This window comes from Gulosibacter chungangensis, from assembly GCF_008831155.1.
Lineage (GTDB): Bacteria > Actinomycetota > Actinomycetes > Actinomycetales > Microbacteriaceae > Gulosibacter > Gulosibacter chungangensis.
In genome coordinates, this window is record NZ_WBKB01000006.1 from 24,585 (window position 1) to 43,841 (window position 19,257).

The following is a 19,257-nucleotide window of genomic DNA, read 5'->3' on the forward strand; positions in this document are numbered from 1 at the left end:
GCCGACGGATGCGGATTTGCCGCCGCGGTCAGAGTCTCGACTGGACAGCCGGTGCGGCAAAAGCGGAGGGTTTGCCCACCAGGCGATCTGGCTGGAAGGGGATCCCGAGAGTGGCACGAAGTGTTTGCGAGGGGATGCTGCCGCCGTCAATGCCAGCTTCCGCGAGCGCAGGCAACGTGTCATCGAGAAGTCCAATCAGCCCGGTTCGACCTTCGGATGGTGTCACCACGAGACCCTGTCGTCCGCGGTCAATCGCGGCTCGGGCCGCGGCCACGGTCGTGCGACCGTATCCAGCCGGCAGCACCTCAAATACCGGGGTGCTGGGAAGGGATTCTTCCGCGCTCGAATGGCTCGTTGCTTCCCGTTCACTGGCAAGCAGCAGATCGAAAAGCCCGGGAGCGGTGTGTTCCCCCACCGTACTCACGAGCCCAGCAAGGACGGGCGTTTGCTGCGCCGAGGTCGGCACGCTGATTGGCCCGTGAATGCGGTAAACACCTTCGTGCTCGACGTTGCGGATGCGGTTGGCTTGGGTATACACGCCAGCTTCCTTATCTGCAATGATCGACTCGCGCGGCCAGCTCTGCCACAACTGCACGATCGCCTCGGCCGCATCCACCACGGTCTCGACCGACAGCGGGATATCCACCTGGCCGTCGATTCCCTGCCAAGCGACCGGTGTAGCCGAGTTCGCAGAAGCATCCGATCGAGGCTGTGATGCGGCCGCGGTCGCTTGCTTCACCAGCGCTGCATCCTCCGAGTCAAGTAGCAGACCGGTGCGCCCACCCGCGAGCACATCGAGGGATGCGATGCGGCGCGCGAGGCTATATGGGTGATCGCGTTGGATGGTTGCGGCAGCAATGAGTCGCAGGCTGCGAGCTCGCTGCTTGAGGGTCGCGGTGAGCAAGCCCGTGTCGAGTTGGGCGGGTTCGGTATGGGCATCGGTAGTCGGATAATTCGCGAGCCGATTCGTCCCGACGATCGCGAAAGACAGCGCAGCGAAGTTGAATCGCTCAAGCAGCGTCTGGTCGCCCAGCAGTTCCAGCACATGCCGGTCGGTCAACCCGACGGCGAGCTGCACCGGTCGACCTGCAGTGGTCGATGTCATCGTGTTCTTCCTTTCGTGGCTGTTCGCCGAGGGGCGGAACAGTTCGCCATTCACCGGTCGATAAAGTCGACCGGTTGTTCGCCGAGTAGCGGAGCATCGAGGGTTGCATGCCCGTCGACGCGCACGCTACTCAGCCAGCTGAAGGGTTAGCCCTGGACGGACAGGCTCGTGAAGTCCGGGCCGTTCCCGAGCGAAGACCAAGTCCAGTTCGCGACCTGTGGTGTGGTCGGGATGGTCTTAACGCGCTCGACTAGTGGGAACCAGGCGAGGTCTTCCGAGGCGAGGGCATTCGCCTGCTGCCACAGGTCAGTGGGGTCTTCGGCGCCGATCGCCTGCTGGGTGATCTCGTTGAGTTCCGGGTTGTCGTAGGTCACGCCGTTCCATGTGCCCCCGGGAGCGATATCCGAGTTGAGCCAGCCACCGAGCGTCATCGAAGCGCTGTTTCCCTGCCAGTCGGGCGACCAGGTAGTGATCGCCAGATCCCACTGGGAACCGTTGGCAGGGTCGGAAAGGAATGCGCTCATGCCGCCAAAGCCACCGGTGATTGGCACCAGATTGACTGAGTAACCGGCAGCTTCAAGCGAAGCCTGGATCGACGTTGCCATTTTCTCGTATTCCGCTTCGGAGCGGTAGGCGATCGAAAGGGTCAGGCCTTCATGGCCTGATTCCTGCAGCAGCGCGGCCGCCTGCTCAGTGTCGCCCCGGTCGCCCTCAGTTGGGTAGGGGTTTTCATCGTTGTAGCCAAGAATCGTGGAGGTCAGAATTTCAGTGCTCGGAATCGCCGCCGTCTCGCCGCCCAAACCGCGCACCAGGTCACCTCGGTCGATCGCGTAGTTGACCGACTGACGAACCGTGAGGTCGGTGAGTGCCTCCTGCGCCTCAGTCTGCGGGTCCCCGGAATTATTCCAGCTCATAAACACAGCCGAACCACTTGCCGAGGTGTGAAGGTTCTCGGGTTGGGTGTTTTGGTAGGTCTCGATCACCTGCGCCGGGAAGGCGCGCACGTAGAGGGATGCATCCGCTTCACCGGTCTGAATCTTCTGTGCCACCGCATCCGCCGAATCGGCGGTGGTGTCAATGCTGATCACATCGGCGTATGCCGGGCGTGGATCTCCGACGGCTGCCGAATCGTAACCGTCAACGCGAGTGAGTTCGAGCAGCTGGTCGGGCTGGTAGTTGGAGATGTAGTACGGCCCGCTCGACACATAGTTCTGACGGAACTCGAGCGAATCGGCAAAGTAATTCTCGACGATCTCTTCCGGCAGCGGCGAGATGAAGTTCAAGGTGAGGATATCGAGGAGGTCATTCGACTTCTTGGTGAGTTTGAGCTCGAGCGTGTGGTCGTCGAGAGCCGTCACCCCACTAATCTCGTTCTCCGCGTGGAATTCCTGAACCGCGCCCAAGTCACCAACCGGCACTTCCGCAAACTTATCCGCGTACTCTTCGAAGCCCTCGAAGAGGTTGTTGTAATAGGTGATCGCGCTCACGTTAGCGTTCGGGTCGGGGAATCGCTTGATCGCGTAGACGAAGTCATTGGCCGTGATTTCCCGGTCGGTGGCACCCGAGAAATGGATGCCTTCACGCAGGTGGAAGGTGTATGTCAGCCCGTCATCCGAGACATCCCAGCTTTCAGCGAGGTCCGGGACGATTTCAGTGTCGTTGCCAATACCTTCGCTGCTGCCGGAATAGGTTATGAGCTGACGAGTGGTGGCGCGGATGACCTGCCACGCCTCCGTCGTATAAGCAATCAACGGGTCAAGTGCATCCACGTCCCCCATCGACGCGACGTTGAGCGTGCCGCCGTACAGGTCGTCACCGGTTGGTTCGGCGGCTTCGCCGAACGTTCCGGTGCAACCGGAGAGCGCCAATGCGGCAACGGCAAAGAGCGCCGCGATTCCGGTCTTTCGTGTTCTAGCCATGAGATCCCTTTCAGGGTGTTATTTGCCGCTGCGGGCGTGGGTGATGATGTCGACGATGGTGGTGAAGAGGACGAAGGCGACGGCACCGACGAGCGCGACCGCGATTACGACGGGTGCGTCGCCGCCCTGCGCCGAGGTCACTGCGAGTCGGCCAATGCCGTCGAGGCCGAAGATCTGCTCGGTAACGATGGCACCGCCGAGGATTGCGGCGAACTCAATCGCCCCGAGGGTCATGATCGGGTTCGCTGCGGCCGAGAGCGCGTGGCCGAAGTAGACGCGATTGGGACCAAGGCCCTTGGCTCGCGCTGTGCGAATGTAGTCGTTGCCGGCTACTTCCAGTACCGAGCTGCGCACGACTCGTTGGAAGACCCCGATCTCGACGAGCGCGATCGTGAGCCAAGGCAGGATGAGATGCCGGAACCACTCGGACGGCGATTCGTTGAATGGCACGTAGCCACCGCCCGGGAAGATCCGGAATCCGTTCATCGAGAGCTGGAAGTAGAAGAAGTAGAGGAAGAGCACGCCGAGCAGGAACGTGGGGATCGACAGCAGCACGTAGGAGATCCCAGAAGTGACCCGGTCGAACCAGCCACCGGGCTTGCGTGCAGCCGTGACGCCAAGAAGCACCGACAGCACCATCCAGATCACGAAGGCACCGACTGCCAGGTCAATGGTGACCGGGAGTTTTTCAAGGATGAGTTCACTCACCGGGCGCTGCGAATGGTACGAGTATCCGAGGCTCGGAGGCCAGTTCGTGAGCATGCCGCTAGGGACACCCTGGATATCGGGACCGTGCACGAGGTAGCGCCACAGCTGCACCCACCAGGGTTGGTCGAGTCCAAGACTCGCGCGGATCGACTCGATGGTGGCTTCGGTCGCGTTCTCGGGCGCGATCATCCGAGCAGGGTCACTGTAGGCGACCTGCGAGAGTCCAAAGGTCGCGAGCACGACGGCGAAGAGAGTGAAGAGCGTGCGCCCAAGACGCTTAGTGATGTACCGGGTCATTCTCCGCGACTCGCATTCTTCGGGTCGAAGTGCACCTGCAGGCGCGTACTCACCAGGTTGAAGCCGAATACCGTCAGCGCGAGTGCAGCACCAGGAGCGATCAGCAGCCAGGGTTGCACTTGGTAGAGGGCTGTTTCTTGCGCGTTCGCGATCATGTTTCCCCAACTCGCTGTCGGCGGCCGCACACCGAGGCCCAAGAACGACAGGGTCGCTTCCGCAATGATGTTGGTCGGTAGCTGCACCGCCCAGTAGACGATCACGGCGGGCAACACACTCGGCAGGATCTCGCTGAAGACAACCCGGCTTTTGCTCGCACCCGACCCGATAGCCGCAAGGACGAATGGACGGTGCTTGATCTCAATCGCCTGTCCGCGCACGAGTCTTGCGAAATAGGTCCAGGAGAACAGCGCGATGATGAGGATTACCACGAGGACCGGATCAATCACCGTCGAACCACCGTCCGCCCGGTTCAGCGTCACGAGGCTCAGCGCCGTCACAAGGAACGGAAACGCGAGTGCAATATTCGTGAGTTCGGTCAGGACAGTATCGGTCTTCCCACCAAAGTAGCCACCGATCAGTCCCACGAGTGTCCCAATCACCGCGGCGATTAAGGTAGCCGGAATACCCACCAGCAGGGAGACTCTGGCACCGTAAATGGTGCGGAGGAACACATCCCGCCCGCTGCCGTCCACACCGAGCAAGAAACCAGGTGCCGAAGTGACCGGTAGACCGCTTTCGCTCAGGGTTTCGTCCGGGAACTGGTCGTTCGGTCCATGGCCGAGCAAGAATGCAATGACGGGTGCAAGAAGAGCCAAAAGTACAACCCCCGCGACAATGCCCAGGCCAATGAGCAGGCTGCGGTCGTTGCGGATGAGCTTCCCCACCCGCTGCAATCCCTCAGCAGTTGAGACCTGCAGCGAAGTAACAGTCATCATGAGCTGACAGCCTCCTTCGCGAAGCGTTGCTCGGACTCGGTTGAAACGCTGTCGGGGTGCGCGACTCCGTTCTGTTCGGTCTCCACGTCCCCAGGTTGGATGCGCGTAGTCACGGGAAGCTTCGGGATCGCGTCGAGCAACTGGCGGGTATAAGCCGAGGTCGGTTGGGCAAAGACCTGCTCGACCGGTCCAGCATCCTCAACACCGTCGGCAGAAAGCACAATCACGTTGTCAGCCAGGCTGCGCACGACGCCGAGGTCGTGCGTAATAAAAAGAAAGGCCGTGCCTTCTCGCTCGCGCAGTCGCTGGATGAGCTGCACAATTTCTCGCTGAGTCGTGACATCGAGTGCCGAGATCGCCTCATCGGCCACGATGATGTCTGGCGCAAGCATGAGCGCGCGGGCAATAGCGACGCGTTGCCGTTGCCCGCCACTAAGCGCACTCGGATAGCGCTGCAATAGGTTAAGCGGCAGCTGCGCGAGCTCGGCAACCTCAATGACGCGGCGCCAAGTCTTGTCTCGGTCGATGCCTTGGACCCGATACCCGGATGCGATCGACCAGGCCACGGTACGACGCGGATTCAGACTCGTATAAGGGTCTTGAAAGACGAGTTGCACCTTGTGTCGGGTCGACACTGCCAACGTGGGAACCGCATCCGTCTTCGCCGTGGGCAGCGTCTCACCGTCGAGGACAATCTCGCCCGAATCCGCATATTGCAGGCCCGCGACGATTCGCCCGATCGTTGATTTCCCCGAACCAGATTCTCCGACCAGCGCAAGCACCTCACCCCGCGCCAATTCAAGATCGATGTTCTCGAACACTGTGGTGCGTCCGTGCCCGCTGCGTTTTGGATATGACTTGGTCAGCCCGCGCACACGAAGGATTGTTCCTTCAGCAGCCGGGGTCTGTGCCACTCGAGTCACACTCGCGACGGTCGCCTCGGTCATCGTCGCTGCATTGCGGGCCACGTGCATCGCGGAGGCCGCGAGCAGCTCTCGCGTGTAAGCCTCACGCGGCTCGCCGTATATGTCGTCACGAGTACCGCACTCGATGACCTTGCCGTGGCGCATGACCACCACGTCGTCGGCAAAGCTACCGACCACCGCGAGGTCATGGCTGACGATCACAATGGCCGTATTGTGTTCCTCCTGCAGCCGCTTCAATAACGCCAAAATCTCGGCCTGCACACTCGCATCGAGTGCTGTGGTCGGCTCATCCGCGATGATCAATGCGGGGTTATTCGCGATCGCGATCGCAATCATGACGCGTTGCCGCTGGCCTCCGGAGAGCTCCGCCGGGTATGCGCGCGCAACTTTGGGGTCACGTCCCAGTCCCACCTGCTGCAGCAGCTCGGTTACGCGCGCTCGCAGCGCAGTCCGCGAGATCCGCTGGTGTGCGCGCACCGCTTCGGCGATCTGCGTGCCGATTCGCTTAAAGGGATGCAGATTGCTCGCCGGGTCTTGGAACACGAACCCGATCTCTCCGCCAAGGACGCTTCGGTGGGCGCTTTCCGAAAGTTCCATGAGTTGTTCGCCCCGAAGCGTTGCCGACCCCGTCACTTGAACGCGATCTGCCAACAGCCCGGTTGCGGCCAATAACGACACAGTTTTTCCGGAGCCAGATTCCCCCACGATTGCGAGAGTCTTTCCAGCTGCGACTTCGAATGAAACACCATCGACCGCCCGCGGGACAGCAGTCAGGTGGCGCGTTGCACTACCGAACTGCACGGTGAGATCGGTCACCTGAAAGAGGGTCATACTGGGTCCATTTCTGCGGGGTAGGTTCGCCGGGCTGTGTCACGAGGCGGCATAGCTCCACGGTGTTGCGCGTCGGTCTTGCCTCAAGAAGTGTGCGAAGCGGAAGTGGCTCGGTCAAAGCTCCCGGTGAATATTTCGTCATGTGCATTCACACAGTGACGCGGAGTTTCACAAACGGACATACGCCGTAATCAGCTTCGTGATCGGCTGCTTTCTCGCTATACAGTCCCTGCCTATAGCCAGCCCCGAATCCGACTCGGGCACATCCGCGACGATGCTCCGCAGCACCGATGCCGCAGCACAGACCCGAAGGAATGAAGATTTGACCTCACTCACCGCTCAGGTACTCCTGCAATCCGGTACCGCCACCGACGAAGACCTCAAGGCCCGATTCGCCCCGGTAATCGCGAGGATTGCCGAGGGTAATGTCGACCGGGAACTCACCCGCACGCTCCCGCATGAGCAGGTCCGCTGGCTCACCGAAGCGGGTCTCGGTGTCATTCGGGTCCCCGAGTCCGCCGGTGGCCTCGGGGCTTCGCTCCGACAGACCTTTCTCGTGCTCGCAGATCTCGCCGAAGCGGATGCGAACATTGCGCACATTTGGCGCAACCATCTTGCCTTCGTTGAGGACCGGCTCGCCGCATCGGCCCGCCCCGAGACCGACCCGGCCGTCACCGAACGCTGGCTCAAGCGATTCCTCGCGGGTGATTTCGTCGGCGGGGGCTGGACGGAAGCAAATAACGGCACCTACAAGACGCTCAAGACGCTCATTACGCCGCACGAGGACGGTGCCTATCGCATCAGTGGCGCAAAGTTTTACGCCACGGGCAGCCTCTACGCCGACTGGCTTGATGTGATCGGCAAGACGGAAGACGGCCAGTTCCTTACCGCGCTGGTTCCGCGCCACCAGCCCGGAGTTGAACTCGTCGACGACTGGCCCGGTTTCGGCCAGCAGACCACCTCCAGCGGCAGCGCCACCTATCGGGATGCGGTAGTTCAGGGCGAAGATCTCTTCCGGGTGGAAGACCGGTTTAGCTATCAGGGGCTGTTCTACCAAACGTCACTGCTGTCGGTACTCACCGGCATCGGCCGGGCTATCGAGCGCGACGGCATCGTCGCGCTCCGGGAGCGCGGTCGCAATTACACCCACGGCCTCGATGAGGTGCCACACAAGGACCCGCAGCTGCTGCAGATCATCGGCCAGGTGCACACGCTCCGCTACATCGCCGAGATCGCACTCGAGAAGGCAGCTTCATCGCTGGATGTGATCGCCCTCGCACAGGCCGCTGGCGATACCGAGGCGGGTCAGGATGCACTGATCAAGGCGAGCATCGAGGTCACCCAAGCACAGATCGCCATTACCGACTCCGTGCTGCGCGAGGCGACCCTCGTATTCGACGCACTCGGCGCATCCGGAACAACCGTGGCTCGCGGCCTCGACCGCCACTGGCGCAATGCCCGCACGATTGCCAATCACAATCCGCGCGTATACAAGGAGCGCATCCTCGGTAACTATCTCGTCAATGGCGAGAACTCGACCGATAGCTTCACGAGGCAACTCACCGAAAGCACCGGTGGCCAGGGACAGGGCTAATCGGCGCCGACTTCGCCGGATCTGATACCAACGCAGGCTTACGCCGCCCAAGTCTGCGACGCTTCGAGCGCATTTCGGACCCGGTTCCGGCTCTCCCGCGCGGCCGCTGCACGCAAACCAACCCGCGCAGAGTAGATTCTTAAGGGGAGAGGGAGGTGTCGATGCCGGAACCAGAAGAATCAAAGCAGCCCACGTCGGAACAGATCGCGACCGAGGGCGTATTTATCGCATCCGCGACCACCAGGCTCGCGGTGAAAAACCGCATCCTCGTCGATACCCTCTCGGGTGACGTAAATTTCACCGTGGCTCAGTACGTGGAGTTCGCGCGAGAGACGCTGCGCGACCTCGCCCGCGAATCTGAAGCGGAAGTTGTTCGGCTCGAAACGATGATGCAAAAGGCCAAACGCCGACGCAGTCGACCGATGAGCATGCACGACTACCAGAAGGCCGACCTCGGAAACCTCAAGCACCGCAGGGATCAGGCAGACCTCGTCGCACACAAGCTGCGCGAGCGGGCCGCCGACACCGAAGCTGTCGAAGAACTCGTTCGAGTCGCTCATGAAGCCGCTTGGGGTGAGATTTCTCGCAATATCCAGTTCAACCTGGATAGCGAGTTTGCTCGGGTTGGGGAACTCACCGAAGAAGAGTCGGAGGCTCGGGCGGAGCGGATGCAGGACGTGCTGCGGGTCGACCTGCCGAAGCTTGAAAAGGATCTGCGCATCCTGAAGAAGCGCCAGGCTGCTGCCCAGCGACAAGCGGAAAAAGAGGAAGCGCACAAGAGTGCCGGTGACTCCACGAGCGAACAACAGGGTCTTCTGAGCCGGATCTGGCAGCGCATCCGATCCCGATAGCATTCGGGTTTGCCGGGCCGTCACCGCGAATTGCATGAGTGTTACGCGTACACCCAACTCTTCATCTCTATGAAGGTGCATAATCATTGCAGGGTTGGAAGAACTTCTCTTTAATTCCCTCCCTAAAACAACCTAACGCCCTGTGGTGATCCCTCACCACAGGGCGTCTTAAGTTGTCAGCCTGGGGCCTACTACTTGGTCCAGACCACCGGGCTACCGTCAAGTACGTTGTACTCACCCTTGAACGGCGAGAACTGGATCCCAGCAACCGGAGTGTCCGAAGTCGAGAAACCGGGGACGCAGGTGGTGAACGTCACACCGGGACCGAAATCACCGGGCGCGGACTCTGATTCGCAGGGCTCCCACTTACCGATGATGGAGATGAGGTCCGCATCGTCGCCGCCCTCGAGCAGCGCATCCAGATCGCCGTTGACGCTCGCGTGGGTGAGGTTAGCCGAGGACTCGTCAACACCGGTCACCTCGACGGTGATGTAGTAGGGGGTGATGCCTTCGCCCTGCGCGCCGAGGTCAAGCGAGTCGAGGTCTGCGGGGTCTCCCGGCACGACCTCAATCGGTGTGATCTCGACCAGGCCGGTTTCTCCCGCGTATTCGAGCGGCACGATTGCGCCTTCACCGAAAGCGAGCTCGGTTCCGGGAGCGGTGACGTCGCCCGCCGGTGCCGCACCGGTGTCGGTGCCCTCCGACTCAGCGGGCTCTTCTTCGGTAGTTTCGGCCTCATCGACTTCTTCTTCAACGACCTCGGTGGTCTCCTCGGCTTCGGGTTCTTCGTTGGAAGAGCACCCGACGAGTCCGAATCCGACGGCGCCAATTCCCAGGAGCGCCAGCAGCTGCTTAGTCTTCATATTTGCGATTTCCGTTCGTTTGGCGCATCGATGCGCACGAAAAGTGTCACTCATAGTCTTGAATACCAATTTCGCTCGGACAAATCTGGGCGAAGATTTGCTGCTTTGGGATGACGGACGCCCATCCCCTTGGGGACAGTGCCGTCAATCCCCAAAAGTCCCTTTAGACCGAGTCTCTATATTCGCAGCGTGCAGTCCTTTGTAAATCTGCCACCTTTGTCCTGTCATGGGTGTTAGCGTCACGGCATGACATTTGAGGATTTCACGCACTACCCAAACGTTGGGGTGTCCCTTTCCGAACTCCCCAAAGACAACTGGGTTCTTCGCGATGTGTATGAGCGAATTCTGACGGGACAGCTCCTGGACCCATACGAGGCCTGCGACCTTTTGCACGACTACATCGACGATGGCGAGTTGCGCACTTTCCCCCTTCGATTGCCGCCGCTTACGAGATGAATGCGGAGCAGTCAGCCGAAGAAGTTGTTCGTACCCTCTGGAGCGCCGCACACGATACGGCGCTCGCTTGGGATTCTGAACACACCGACACGGACCGCTTCTACGAGGCACTGAACGACCTCCACGAAAACGCCGATATTGACGTCGCTCTCTTCGGCAATATCTTTGACATCGATAGTCGACCGGAGCTGCGCGGCACCTGCGCACTGCTGGCCAGTGCCTGGCACGACTTCAGCCCGGAACTCCCCACCCGGGTCACGATCGCATTGGATTCGTGCCAGCAGGATATTTTGATCTCCGAGATCGCCCTCGATGTGCTGGATGCATTCGCCCGCGTCGGCCTCAAAGCCGAAGTGAACGACGACTTCAGCGTGACGGTAACCGTGATCTGGCGCCACCACGTGCTCTCGATTGAGGATGCACTCGAAGCGGCGGATCTCCTCCCCCGCTAGCGGCAAATGGCGGCACCGGGTTCGGTGCCGCCAAGCACTGGTGTCACAAAGCATTGCATCGGTGTCGCCAAGCACGGGGTCGCCACCGATGCCGATCAGCGCGAAACAGGAACCCCGCTCCGACTAGCTTGCTTGAGCGCGCGCCCAGGCAACCGTGGCGGAGTCGGCCGTTTCGATAGCGTCGACCACTTCCCCGCCATCACAGCGACACAGCAAGATGCGCACGAGGTCCGCCCCGAGCACGTCCACCTTCCAGGTGCCGCCGGAATCCTCCCAGCGCTGCACGGCGTCGGGAGCGGTATTGGGCGTACCCTCAGATTCCCTGTGCGTCTCGTTCATGCGGGGAACGGTACTCTTGCCTGCTGACTTTTCTATCCTCGGGCACTGCCACACCGACCAACCATTCGGAACGCGCTGCATCCATCGGCCAGCGACCGATGGCTATCGTCGACTCACCTGCGCGGACTTCCGCCGCGCAATTCGCGATGCGCGAGGCCGGGGCCGTTTGGCCTGCTTCGATCGCGAGCGCTTCGGTACTCCATCCATCCCGAGCGCGATAATGCCTAGCGCGATCGCACCGTAGCTCAGCGCATCCGCCAGGCCCAGCGGCTCACCGATCAGGAGCACTGAGACCACCACGAGCAGAATCGGTTCGAGATAGCCGAGCATCCCAAACACGCTCATCGGCAGATTTCGCTGCGCGAGCGTGTAGGCCGAGAAACCGACTGCGGTCAGCAGGCCTAGTGCGATCAGGCCGTACCAGTTGCCGGGGTGCGCGGAGAGCCCCTCGAAAGCTCCCGGCTGGAGCACGAATACCAGCGAAACCGGTGCCAGCAGAGCGATCTCCAGCGACTGCGCAGAGGGGGTGTCGAGCTCAAATTTGCGGCGCAGAATGAAGTAGGCGGGGTATCCCACAGCCACCGCAAACGTCGCCCAAGAAACGCTTGCACCCGCCACGAAGGCGATCGTAACGCCGGCCGCGGCGAGGACGACCGCGATGATGCCGAAGATACTCAGCCGTTCGCGGAGGAATACGACCCCGAGGGCGACGACCGCCAGCGGCAGCAGAAAATAGCCAAAGGACACCGCGAGCGCGTTGCCGCTCACCGGCCCCCAGGCGAAAAGAAACATCTGCACACCAAAGAGCAGCGCATTGAACGCCAGGATGCCAAGCTGCATCGGTTGGCGGCGGATGCGCCCCAGCAGCTCCCCCATCTGGCCCCATTGACGCAGCACAAAGAGAATGGCCACGAGGAAAGGTAGCGCCGCGATCACGCGCCATCCGAAGGTCGCGAAGGGGTCCAGCCCGGTGAGCATCCCGGGGACGCTGAACAGCGCCGCGAAAGCGACCGAAGCCGCGATGGATGCGAACACTCCCTTGCGTGCGCTGGCAGGCGAGGTGTGTGAGGCGTGCTCGGGCTTAGCCACCTGTGCAGACACCTCACGTGCGCGCATCACGGACTCCTTGGGAAGCACCGGGATCGCGGCAGTGGTGGGCATCATCATGTCTGGCATGCTCCCACCGTAAGAGCGAAGACATATAAGTAAAAGCTGCAATTCCCGCACAGTATTGTTGCGGTTTACTTCACATTCTGCGAGGCTCCAAATATGAGCGACATCAAACGCCTACAGATGCTCGTCGAGCTTGGCCGCCTCGGCACAATTTCAGCGGTCGCGCGGTCCCTCGCCTACAGCACTTCCGCGGTCTCGCAGCAGCTCACCCAGCTGGAACGCGACTTCGGTGCATCCCTCATCGAACCCGATGGGCGACGGGTGCGACTCACACCACAGGGCGAGGTGCTGCTGCAGCACGCCCAGGAGGTACTCCGCGAGTGGGAGGGTGCGCACTCAGCGGTGCGCGCATCCACCAATGAGGTAACCGGCAGCGTCGCGATCAGCGCATTCGAAACCGCCTGCCTTTCGCTGATTCCACCGTTGGTTCGGCAGCTCGCGATAGAGCATCCGGCAGCCCGAGTGACGGTCCAGCAGGCCGATTCGGATGCGGCGCTCGACCTCGTAGTCGCCCGCGCCGCCGACATTGGGATCGTTGAGCGCTACCCACATCAGACCCTGCGACATTCCGGGGAGATCACCGAGTCGGTGCTTTTTCACGATCGCATGATGCTCGCGGTGCCCGAAAAGTTTGACCGTGAAGTGCGAGGGCTCCAAGACGTCGCCGACTGCGATTGGGTGGTCGAGCTCCCGGGTGCGCCCGCCCGCAGCTGGGCCGAGTCAATGTGTCGCGGTGCGGGCTTCGAGCCGCGGGTCTGCTTCGAGTCCTTCGACGTGCTCGTGCACCACAATCTGGTTCGCTCGGGGGTCGCAATCGGGTTCGTACCGGAACTCACCCCCAGACACATGCTTTCCGGTGTCCGTTTCATCGATCTCGGGCAGGATGCGCTGCGCACCGTCTATACCGTCTCGCGCACCAGTCAACAGGGCATGCCGCTGCTGCAGGCGGTGATCAAGCTGCTGCAGGGTCATTCTGGACGGAAGCCAGCTACCGTTGCGCCGTCGCCTTCAGCAACAAAGTAGATCGCTTCAATCCCGGCGCCGCTGGCTTGTACCTCGTCGGCACTGAGCGTGCAGATTTCGCCGTCCGGACAGGTGAATTCCGCGACGTGGTTGATGGGACGATCGAGGACCGCGATCCCGGTATCGGGAGTCTCGAGACCCCAGTCCTTCGGCGCGATATAGCCCCAGGGGATGTTGACCCCGTTGTCACGGATCACCGTGACCGAACCCGAGTACGTGGCGCGACCATCCGCATCCACCTCAAGCGGGGTAATGGTCAGCGGCTCAGCTGACCAAACACCCGACTCGGAAACGCCGCTGTCATTGATCACGCAGACGCCATCGCATTGGGAGCGAAATTCGGCCATCGCATCCACCAGTGCGTCGTTGTGGAAGGTGATCATCGGCGGGTCATCAGCAATCGCGAACAGTGACACATTGATTGATAGCTCGATGGGTTCGCCGGTGAGGAAGTGTTCCGGCACGGTCATCGTGTGCTCACCGGGCGGTAACAGCCAACCGCTATCAAAGGGGTCGGTCGCTTCGATCCACGTGCCGGTTGGGATGTCAACGACTGCCCAGCGGAACTGCGTGCCGTTGCCGCGGACGAACGAGTCGGTCTGGAAAAGCGTGATGCGATTTCTGACGCTCCAGTCTTCGCCGTCGCTGACTGCGGTGATGGTGTCGTGGAATGGCACACCGTAACAAGTCCCGCTGACCTCGACGTTGGCCGCTTGACCGCCATCACCGACGACTTCTGCCGCCACGATTTCGATCTTCGGTGCGACGTCGCTGCCGGTTCTACGGAGCTCGCTCAGCTGCAGGAAAGCCTGACCATCGGCGGACAGAAGCTGCGCATCCGAGTCAACAAAACCTGGCGAGTCGATGCGCCCTTCTTTTGCAGCCGTCGAATTAGCCTCCGAGTACCGTCCCTCACACTGAAGCTCGACCCAGTGGTGCACGGCCTGGCCATAAGGGGTCTGGCCAGATGACCCGAGGAGTGTGCAGCCCGCGAGCGACCCGGCGAGCAGCGTCGCGAGCAGGGCAAACGCCGAGCAGATATGCGGCCGGGCGCTTCGAATACAAGGCTTCACACCCATGCCGTGTCTCACCTGTGAACCTTTCGCGGCATCCGCCCGCCGCCTCGTAGCCATTCGCCGCTCATTCTCTTCCACCGATGTCTCGCCCGTCGACTGACGGCATCCAAGCACGGGCAGTTGTCACGACCCCACTTGTCGTAAAGATTAGTGAAAGGTTGCGCTTACCCTCACTATCTGGCAACCGGTCCAACATAAACTGAACCGCATCCACCTATTATGAGAGGTTGCAATGCCGCGCTTGCCGTTTGTCGGTCGCTATGTCTTTTCCGCGCTTGCGGCCACGGCAGGGTTTTTGTTTTTGACCTCTTGCAGCGCCGAAGAGGCCGCACCTGTGCCATCGCCACACGGTTTCTGGGGTTCCGAAGCATCCGACCAACCGAATCTGTCATTTTCCGGAGACACGGTCCACGGCACCGACGGCTGCAATCGACTCAACGGCACCTGGCGTCACGATGTCAACGACCGCATCCGCTTTGAAGAAATCACCTCAACACGGATGCACTGCGATTGGGTCAATACGTGGCTCGAAGAACTCGACACTGCTGTCATCCACGGCGATGAGATGCACGTGTTCAATTCCAGCGGTGTCGAAATTGGCACCCTCACGAAAAACTAGGAGTAGTCTGCGGACTTGGGCCGCTCGAGTTCCTGCTCAGCGCTATGCCCCGCGCTGAGAGAAGGAGTCGAGTTCGTGAGTGCCGCAATTCGCGCCCCGATGAACTGGGGCGCACTGGTCAATATCATTCTGCTCGCGGCATCCCTGCGCGCTGCGGTGGTGTCATTCGGGCCCGCGGCACAGCGTATCGGCGAAGACCTCGACCTCAGCAGCACCGCACTGGGCCTGCTCGGGTCTCTGCCCGTGATCGCGTTCGGCCTCGTGGCCGGATTCGTTGATCGCCCCGTGCGCTGGTTCGGTTTCGACCGACTTTCAATCTTCTCGTTGATCGCGCTCGCACTCGGCCTCGTCACGCGTCTGCTGCCGGATGCATGGGCCATGTGGCTGGGGACGGCGGTGATCGGTCTCGGCATCGGTGTGCTGAATGTGCTCGCACCGGCCTTCGTCAAGCGAGATTTTCCGACCCGAACCTCCGCAATCACCGGAGTCTATTCATCCGTCATTGCCGGTGCCGCGGGAATCAGCATTGCGCTGGTCACTCCCCTCACGAATGCCTTCGACGGTAATTGGCGAATCGCGCTCACTGCCTCGCTGCCGGTGGTCTTGCTTGCGATCTTGCTGCAGAGCATCCGTTATTTCCGGGACCGCAGCCCCGGGAACGCCACTGCCGAACCGGTGCCGGTGAAGGTAGATAAGAGTGCGACGGCACGAGTGTGGCGCTCCCCGCTTGCGTGGGCGGTCACGATGTTCATGGGCATGCAGTCGCTGATCTTCTATGCCTTCATGACCTGGGTTCCGTCAATGGAGATGGCAGCTGGTTTTAGCGAAGCTCAAGCGAGCCTGCACCTGACCATTGGCCAGTTCCTCGGCATCATTGCCACGCTGATCACCAACACCGCGATGCAGCGGCTGCAGGATCAGCGCATCATCTCCGTTGGTTTGGGATTCCTCGGCGCGGTTCCGATTCTCGGCATGATTTTCTGGCCAGCGTTCTTTCCGCTGTGGACTCCGTTCATGGGGCTCGTGATGACCGCCTTCCTCGGTGTCGCGCTCGCCCTCATTGGCGAGCGCGCGGGCTCAACAGTCGAGGCGGCCTCACTGTCCGGCATGGCGCAATCCGTCGGCTATATTCTCGCGGCGGTCGGTCCGGTACTCCTCGGGGGACTCTTCGATCTCACCGGCAGCTGGGTGCCCGCCCTGTGGTGCCTCATCGCCATGTTCATGGTCATCTCCGCCGCAGGCTTAGTGGCCGGTCAAAACCGCACGATCAGCAACGAGTGACGAGTCTGCCGACCTCCGCCGGGCCACCTTCACCGCCACTTCCACTAACTCGTCAATGAATGCAGTTTTCTCCACCACACACAGCATCCAATGACGAGTCTGCCGAGCCACCTTCACTAACTCGTCGATGGCTGCTGTTTGCGGCCGTTAGTACAGCATCCAGTGACGAGTCTCCCGGGCCACCTTCGCTAACTCGTCAACGGATGCAGCGTGCAGCCGTGATTACAGCATCGAGTGACGAGTTAGCGAAGGCAAAGGTGGAAGGGGAAGGGTTAGGGGAAGCGGATGTGGAGGTTGCGCGCCCTTACGCCGACACCGGCGCGCGCGAGGAGCGCGGGCCCGCGAGGTCGGGGAATGCATCCGCGACCCCGGGGTAGACGATCTCGCCGTCGCGCACGTTGACGCCGGCCGCGAGTGACGCATCCGCGGCGATCGCCGCATCCACTCCCCGATCGGCAATCGCGCGAACGTACCCAAGCGTCACATTCGTGAGCGCCTTGGTCGCCGTTTGCGGCACGGCACCCGGCATATTCGCCACGCAGTAGTGCCGCACCCCGTCCACTTCGATAATCGGTGACTCGTAGGTCGTCGGACGCGAGGTTTCAAAGGCCCCACCCTGGTCAATGGCGACGTCAATCAGGAGCGCCCCCGGACGCAGCAGCGGCAGCTGGTCGCGACGCACCACCTTCGGTGCCGCGCGGCCCGGTACGAGCACCGCGCCAATCACGACATCGGCATGCTGCAGCTCATCCTCAAGCACGTGCGGGTCAGACATCAGCACCCGCACGCTGCCCTTGAAAATACCGTCGAGCTCGCGGATGCGTTTGGCCGACATATCGAGGATCGTCACTTCCGCGCCCATCCCGTGAGCGAGCTGCGCGGCATTGGTGCCGACCGCTCCCCCACCAATGACGAGCACTCGCGCGGGCGCGACGCCGGGTGCGCCACCGAGCAGCAAGCCCGGCCCGCCGTGTTGCCGCATCATGAAATTCCCGGCGGCGTGCGCGGCGAGGCGACCGGCGATTTCACTCATGGGAGTCAGTAGCGGGAGCCCGTGTGCATCCTGCACCGTCTCGTAGGCAATCGCGAGCGTGCCCGAGTCGAGCAGCGCCTCGGTGAGGGACCGGTCGGCCGCAAGGTGCAGGTAGGTGAATAGGACGAGGTCCGAACGCAGGAAGCGATATTCCTCGGCGATGGGTTCTTTGACCTTGAGCAGCAGTTCGGCATTTGCCCACGCGGTATCGCGGTCAACGATCGCGGCGCCCGCATAGGTGTACTGCTCATCGCTGTACCCCGACGCTTCACCAGCGCCGCGCTCGACAAATACGGTGTGACCGCGCTGGACGAGGTCGGTGGTGCCCGCCGGGGTCAGCGCGACCCGGGTCTCTTGTTGCTTGATTTCTGTGACGACTGAGATTCGCATGGCCGTTCCTAACTCCTCACTCCAGTGTGATCCTCGTGGCTTGCGAACCAATGTATGCCCGGGCCGACCTAAAGAGAAGTGGATGCAAATTAGCGATATTCGTAAGTTTTGCTTAATCCTCGCGGCAGCGAGAACACATGCATGACTTTGCACGCAGGGACCAGAGTTGAGCACTTTTTCGTGGGTCACCTGCGCATCGATCTGAAATGGTGAAGATGGCCGAAGTGGATGCCACGTTCCGTGGTACCAAATCGGCCAGGAAAGGATTGAAAACTATGCGGGCCATGGTGGTACGTGAACTCGGCGGAGGCTGGGTCGAGGAAGATATCGAAATCGCTGAACCCATCGGTAACGAGGTGCTCGTCGAACTGCGGGCATCTGGGTTGTGCGGCAGTGACCACATGGAGATGTCGACCGAAGTGAACTACCCGCCGCCCGCTGTACTGGGCCACGAAATTGCCGGGGTTGTCACCCAGGTTGGCCCGAACGTCACCACCTTTGCAGTCGGTGACCACGTCGCCGGCTGCCTCGTGCAGTTCTGTGGGAAGTGCGAGCAGTGTCTCTCGGGCGAGGTTGGCCTGTGCCGCAACCCGCAAGACACCGTCCGCAGTGAGGGTGAAGAGCCCCGTCTCAAGGACGCCGAAGGCAAGCCGCTCACCCAGGGCATGGCACTCGGTGGTTTCGCGCAGCAGGCGCTTGTGCACGAGAACATGCTCGTGAAGATCCCCGAGGAGATGCCGTTCCCACAAGCTGCTGTACTCGGTTGCGGTGTAGTCACGGGTACCGGTGCCGTCTTGAACGCCGCCAAGGTGCAGCGCGGCGAATCGGTCGCAATTATCGGCGCAGGCGGTGTCGGTTTGAACGCGATTAGCGGTGCGGTGCTGGCCGGCGCCACGCAGATCATCGTGATCGACCTGAACGATGAGACCCTCGAGACCGCCAAGAAGTTCGGTGCAACCCACGTCATCAACTCGAGCAAGACCGACCCGGTTGCCGAGGTCAAGGCGCTCACCGGCGGCTACGGCGTGAAGTACGCCTTCGACATCGTCGGTATCGGGCCGACAGCGCGCCAGGGCTACGACATGCTCGACCGCGGCGGCACGCTCTACCAGATCGGCATGTCCGGCAACACCTTCGAGCTCGCCAGCCTGCCAAACATCTTCGATCGCAAGGCGATCCAGGGTGTCTTCATGGGCTCCGGCGTCCCGAAGCGCGACATCGCCTCGCTCGCGAGCCTCTATCTGAACGGCCGCCTGAACCTCGACGACCTCGTCTCCGCAGAGATCGCACTCAGCGAGATCAACGAAGGCTACGCCAAGCTGAAGGACCCGAAGGTCAACCGCGTAGTCATCACCGACTTCGCAAACTAAGGCTCACCCAGCTGGG

17 protein-coding genes are annotated in these 19,257 nt (G+C 61.5%); 7 read left to right on the forward strand and 10 right to left on the reverse strand.

The genetic code is table 11. From position 1 onward, the window contains the following. Positions 1–28: 28 nt before the first annotated feature. The 5 genes from F8O05_RS10005 to F8O05_RS10025 form a co-directional block, all read right to left on the reverse strand. A complete protein-coding gene (locus F8O05_RS10005) occupies positions 29–1,105 on the reverse strand; it encodes an LLM class oxidoreductase (RefSeq protein WP_158052607.1) in 1,077 nt (358 codons plus the stop codon). Between the two features lie 146 nt (positions 1,106–1,251). Continuing rightward, a complete protein-coding gene (locus F8O05_RS10010) occupies positions 1,252–3,024 on the reverse strand; it encodes an ABC transporter substrate-binding protein (protein WP_158052608.1) in 1,773 nt (590 codons plus the stop codon). An 18-nt stretch (positions 3,025–3,042) separates the two neighbouring features. Continuing rightward, positions 3,043–4,029 (reverse strand): ABC transporter permease, encoded by a 987-nt coding sequence (locus F8O05_RS10015; protein WP_158052609.1) that lies wholly within the window; start codon positions 4,027–4,029, stop codon positions 3,043–3,045. After that, positions 4,026–4,964, reverse strand: coding sequence for an ABC transporter permease (locus F8O05_RS10020; RefSeq protein ID WP_192497126.1), 939 nt, complete (start codon positions 4,962–4,964; stop codon positions 4,026–4,028). Before F8O05_RS10020 ends, F8O05_RS10015 begins: the two co-directional genes overlap by 4 nt. Next, complete coding sequence (locus F8O05_RS10025) at positions 4,961–6,721, reverse strand: dipeptide ABC transporter ATP-binding protein (RefSeq protein ID WP_158052610.1); 1,761 nt, start codon at positions 6,719–6,721, stop codon at positions 4,961–4,963. The genes F8O05_RS10020 and F8O05_RS10025 overlap by 4 nt, the downstream gene beginning before the upstream one ends. A gap of 322 nt (positions 6,722–7,043) precedes the next feature. On the opposite strand from F8O05_RS10025, the gene F8O05_RS10030 reads away from it, so the two are divergent. Together F8O05_RS10030 and F8O05_RS10035 are read left to right on the forward strand one after the other, a co-directional pair. Then, complete coding sequence (locus F8O05_RS10030; RefSeq protein WP_225735842.1) at positions 7,044–8,315, forward strand: acyl-CoA dehydrogenase family protein; 1,272 nt, start codon at positions 7,044–7,046, stop codon at positions 8,313–8,315. A 161-nt stretch (positions 8,316–8,476) separates the two neighbouring features. Then, the gene (locus F8O05_RS10035) at positions 8,477–9,166 is read left to right on the forward strand and encodes an asparagine synthase (RefSeq protein ID WP_158052612.1); all 690 of its coding nucleotides are present in this window, start codon (positions 8,477–8,479) and stop codon (positions 9,164–9,166) included. 191 nt (positions 9,167–9,357) lie between these two features. Here the strand turns inward: F8O05_RS10035 and F8O05_RS10040 are convergent, their stop codons facing one another. Next, a complete protein-coding gene (locus tag F8O05_RS10040; protein ID WP_158052613.1) occupies positions 9,358–10,029 on the reverse strand; it encodes a hypothetical protein in 672 nt (223 codons plus the stop codon). Between the two features lie 452 nt (positions 10,030–10,481). Between F8O05_RS10040 and F8O05_RS10045 the strand changes: the two genes are divergently transcribed. Beyond that, positions 10,482–10,937 carry a hypothetical protein gene (locus F8O05_RS10045; RefSeq protein ID WP_158052614.1) on the forward strand — a complete coding sequence of 152 codons (456 nt, stop codon included), beginning with the start codon at positions 10,482–10,484 and terminating at the stop codon, positions 10,935–10,937. Between the two features lie 123 nt (positions 10,938–11,060). Here F8O05_RS10045 and F8O05_RS10050 read toward each other — a convergent pair whose 3' ends face one another. After that, on the reverse strand, positions 11,061–11,276 hold the full coding sequence (locus F8O05_RS10050; protein ID WP_158052615.1) for a hypothetical protein: 216 nt from the start codon (positions 11,274–11,276) through the stop codon (positions 11,061–11,063). Positions 11,277–11,378: 102 nt separating this feature from the next. After that, positions 11,379–12,443, reverse strand: a complete 1,065-nt coding sequence (gene rarD, locus F8O05_RS10055; protein ID WP_192497127.1) for an EamA family transporter RarD — start codon at positions 12,441–12,443, stop codon at positions 11,379–11,381. Between the two features lie 102 nt (positions 12,444–12,545). On the opposite strand from rarD, the gene F8O05_RS10060 reads away from it, so the two are divergent. Beyond that, on the forward strand, positions 12,546–13,472 hold the full coding sequence (locus F8O05_RS10060; protein ID WP_158052617.1) for a LysR family transcriptional regulator: 927 nt from the start codon (positions 12,546–12,548) through the stop codon (positions 13,470–13,472). On the opposite strand, the gene F8O05_RS10065 is transcribed toward F8O05_RS10060, so the two are convergent. Further along, positions 13,418–14,605, reverse strand: coding sequence for a hypothetical protein (locus F8O05_RS10065; protein WP_192497128.1), 1,188 nt, complete (start codon positions 14,603–14,605; stop codon positions 13,418–13,420). The two genes, F8O05_RS10060 and F8O05_RS10065, sit on opposite strands and share 55 nt — an antisense overlap. Before the next feature lie 175 nt (positions 14,606–14,780). Between F8O05_RS10065 and F8O05_RS10070 the strand changes: the two genes are divergently transcribed. Beyond that, on the forward strand, positions 14,781–15,167 hold the full coding sequence (locus F8O05_RS10070) for an META domain-containing protein (RefSeq protein WP_158052619.1): 387 nt from the start codon (positions 14,781–14,783) through the stop codon (positions 15,165–15,167). Positions 15,168–15,242: 75 nt separating this feature from the next. Then, positions 15,243–16,448, forward strand: a complete 1,206-nt coding sequence (locus F8O05_RS10075; RefSeq protein ID WP_158052620.1) for an MFS transporter — start codon at positions 15,243–15,245, stop codon at positions 16,446–16,448. A gap of 304 nt (positions 16,449–16,752) precedes the next feature. Here the strand turns inward: F8O05_RS10075 and ald are convergent, their stop codons facing one another. Continuing rightward, positions 16,753–17,871, reverse strand: coding sequence for an alanine dehydrogenase (gene ald, locus F8O05_RS10080; RefSeq protein ID WP_158052621.1), 1,119 nt, complete (start codon positions 17,869–17,871; stop codon positions 16,753–16,755). Positions 17,872–18,155: 284 nt separating this feature from the next. Here ald and F8O05_RS10085 point away from each other — a divergent pair, with 284 nt between their 5' ends. Beyond that, positions 18,156–19,241 (forward strand): Zn-dependent alcohol dehydrogenase, encoded by a 1,086-nt coding sequence (locus F8O05_RS10085; RefSeq protein WP_225735843.1) that lies wholly within the window; start codon positions 18,156–18,158, stop codon positions 19,239–19,241. Positions 19,242–19,257: the final 16 nt, after the last annotated feature.

Coding starts and splice junctions, on each gene's coding strand:
- F8O05_RS10005 (WP_158052607.1), bottom strand. CDS start 1,105: ATGACATCGACCACTGCAGGTCGACCGGTGCAGCTCGCCGTCGGGTTG.
- F8O05_RS10010 (WP_158052608.1), bottom strand. CDS start 3,024: ATGGCTAGAACACGAAAGACCGGAATCGCGGCGCTCTTTGCCGTTGCC.
- F8O05_RS10015 (WP_158052609.1), bottom strand. CDS start 4,029: ATGACCCGGTACATCACTAAGCGTCTTGGGCGCACGCTCTTCACTCTC.
- F8O05_RS10020 (WP_192497126.1), bottom strand. CDS start 4,964: ATGATGACTGTTACTTCGCTGCAGGTCTCAACTGCTGAGGGATTGCAG.
- F8O05_RS10025 (WP_158052610.1), bottom strand. CDS start 6,721: ATGACCCTCTTTCAGGTGACCGATCTCACCGTGCAGTTCGGTAGTGCA.
- F8O05_RS10035 (WP_158052612.1), top strand. CDS start 8,477: ATGCCGGAACCAGAAGAATCAAAGCAGCCCACGTCGGAACAGATCGCG.
- F8O05_RS10040 (WP_158052613.1), bottom strand. CDS start 10,029: ATGAAGACTAAGCAGCTGCTGGCGCTCCTGGGAATTGGCGCCGTCGGA.
- F8O05_RS10045 (WP_158052614.1), top strand. CDS start 10,482: ATGAATGCGGAGCAGTCAGCCGAAGAAGTTGTTCGTACCCTCTGGAGC.
- F8O05_RS10050 (WP_158052615.1), bottom strand. CDS start 11,276: ATGAACGAGACGCACAGGGAATCTGAGGGTACGCCCAATACCGCTCCC.
- rarD (WP_192497127.1), bottom strand. CDS start 12,443: ATGATGATGCCCACCACTGCCGCGATCCCGGTGCTTCCCAAGGAGTCC.
- F8O05_RS10060 (WP_158052617.1), top strand. CDS start 12,546: ATGAGCGACATCAAACGCCTACAGATGCTCGTCGAGCTTGGCCGCCTC.
- F8O05_RS10065 (WP_192497128.1), bottom strand. CDS start 14,605: ATGGCTACGAGGCGGCGGGCGGATGCCGCGAAAGGTTCACAGGTGAGA.
- F8O05_RS10070 (WP_158052619.1), top strand. CDS start 14,781: ATGCCGCGCTTGCCGTTTGTCGGTCGCTATGTCTTTTCCGCGCTTGCG.
- ald (WP_158052621.1), bottom strand. CDS start 17,871: ATGCGAATCTCAGTCGTCACAGAAATCAAGCAACAAGAGACCCGGGTC.
- F8O05_RS10085 (WP_225735843.1), top strand. CDS start 18,156: ATGGTGGTACGTGAACTCGGCGGAGGCTGGGTCGAGGAAGATATCGAA.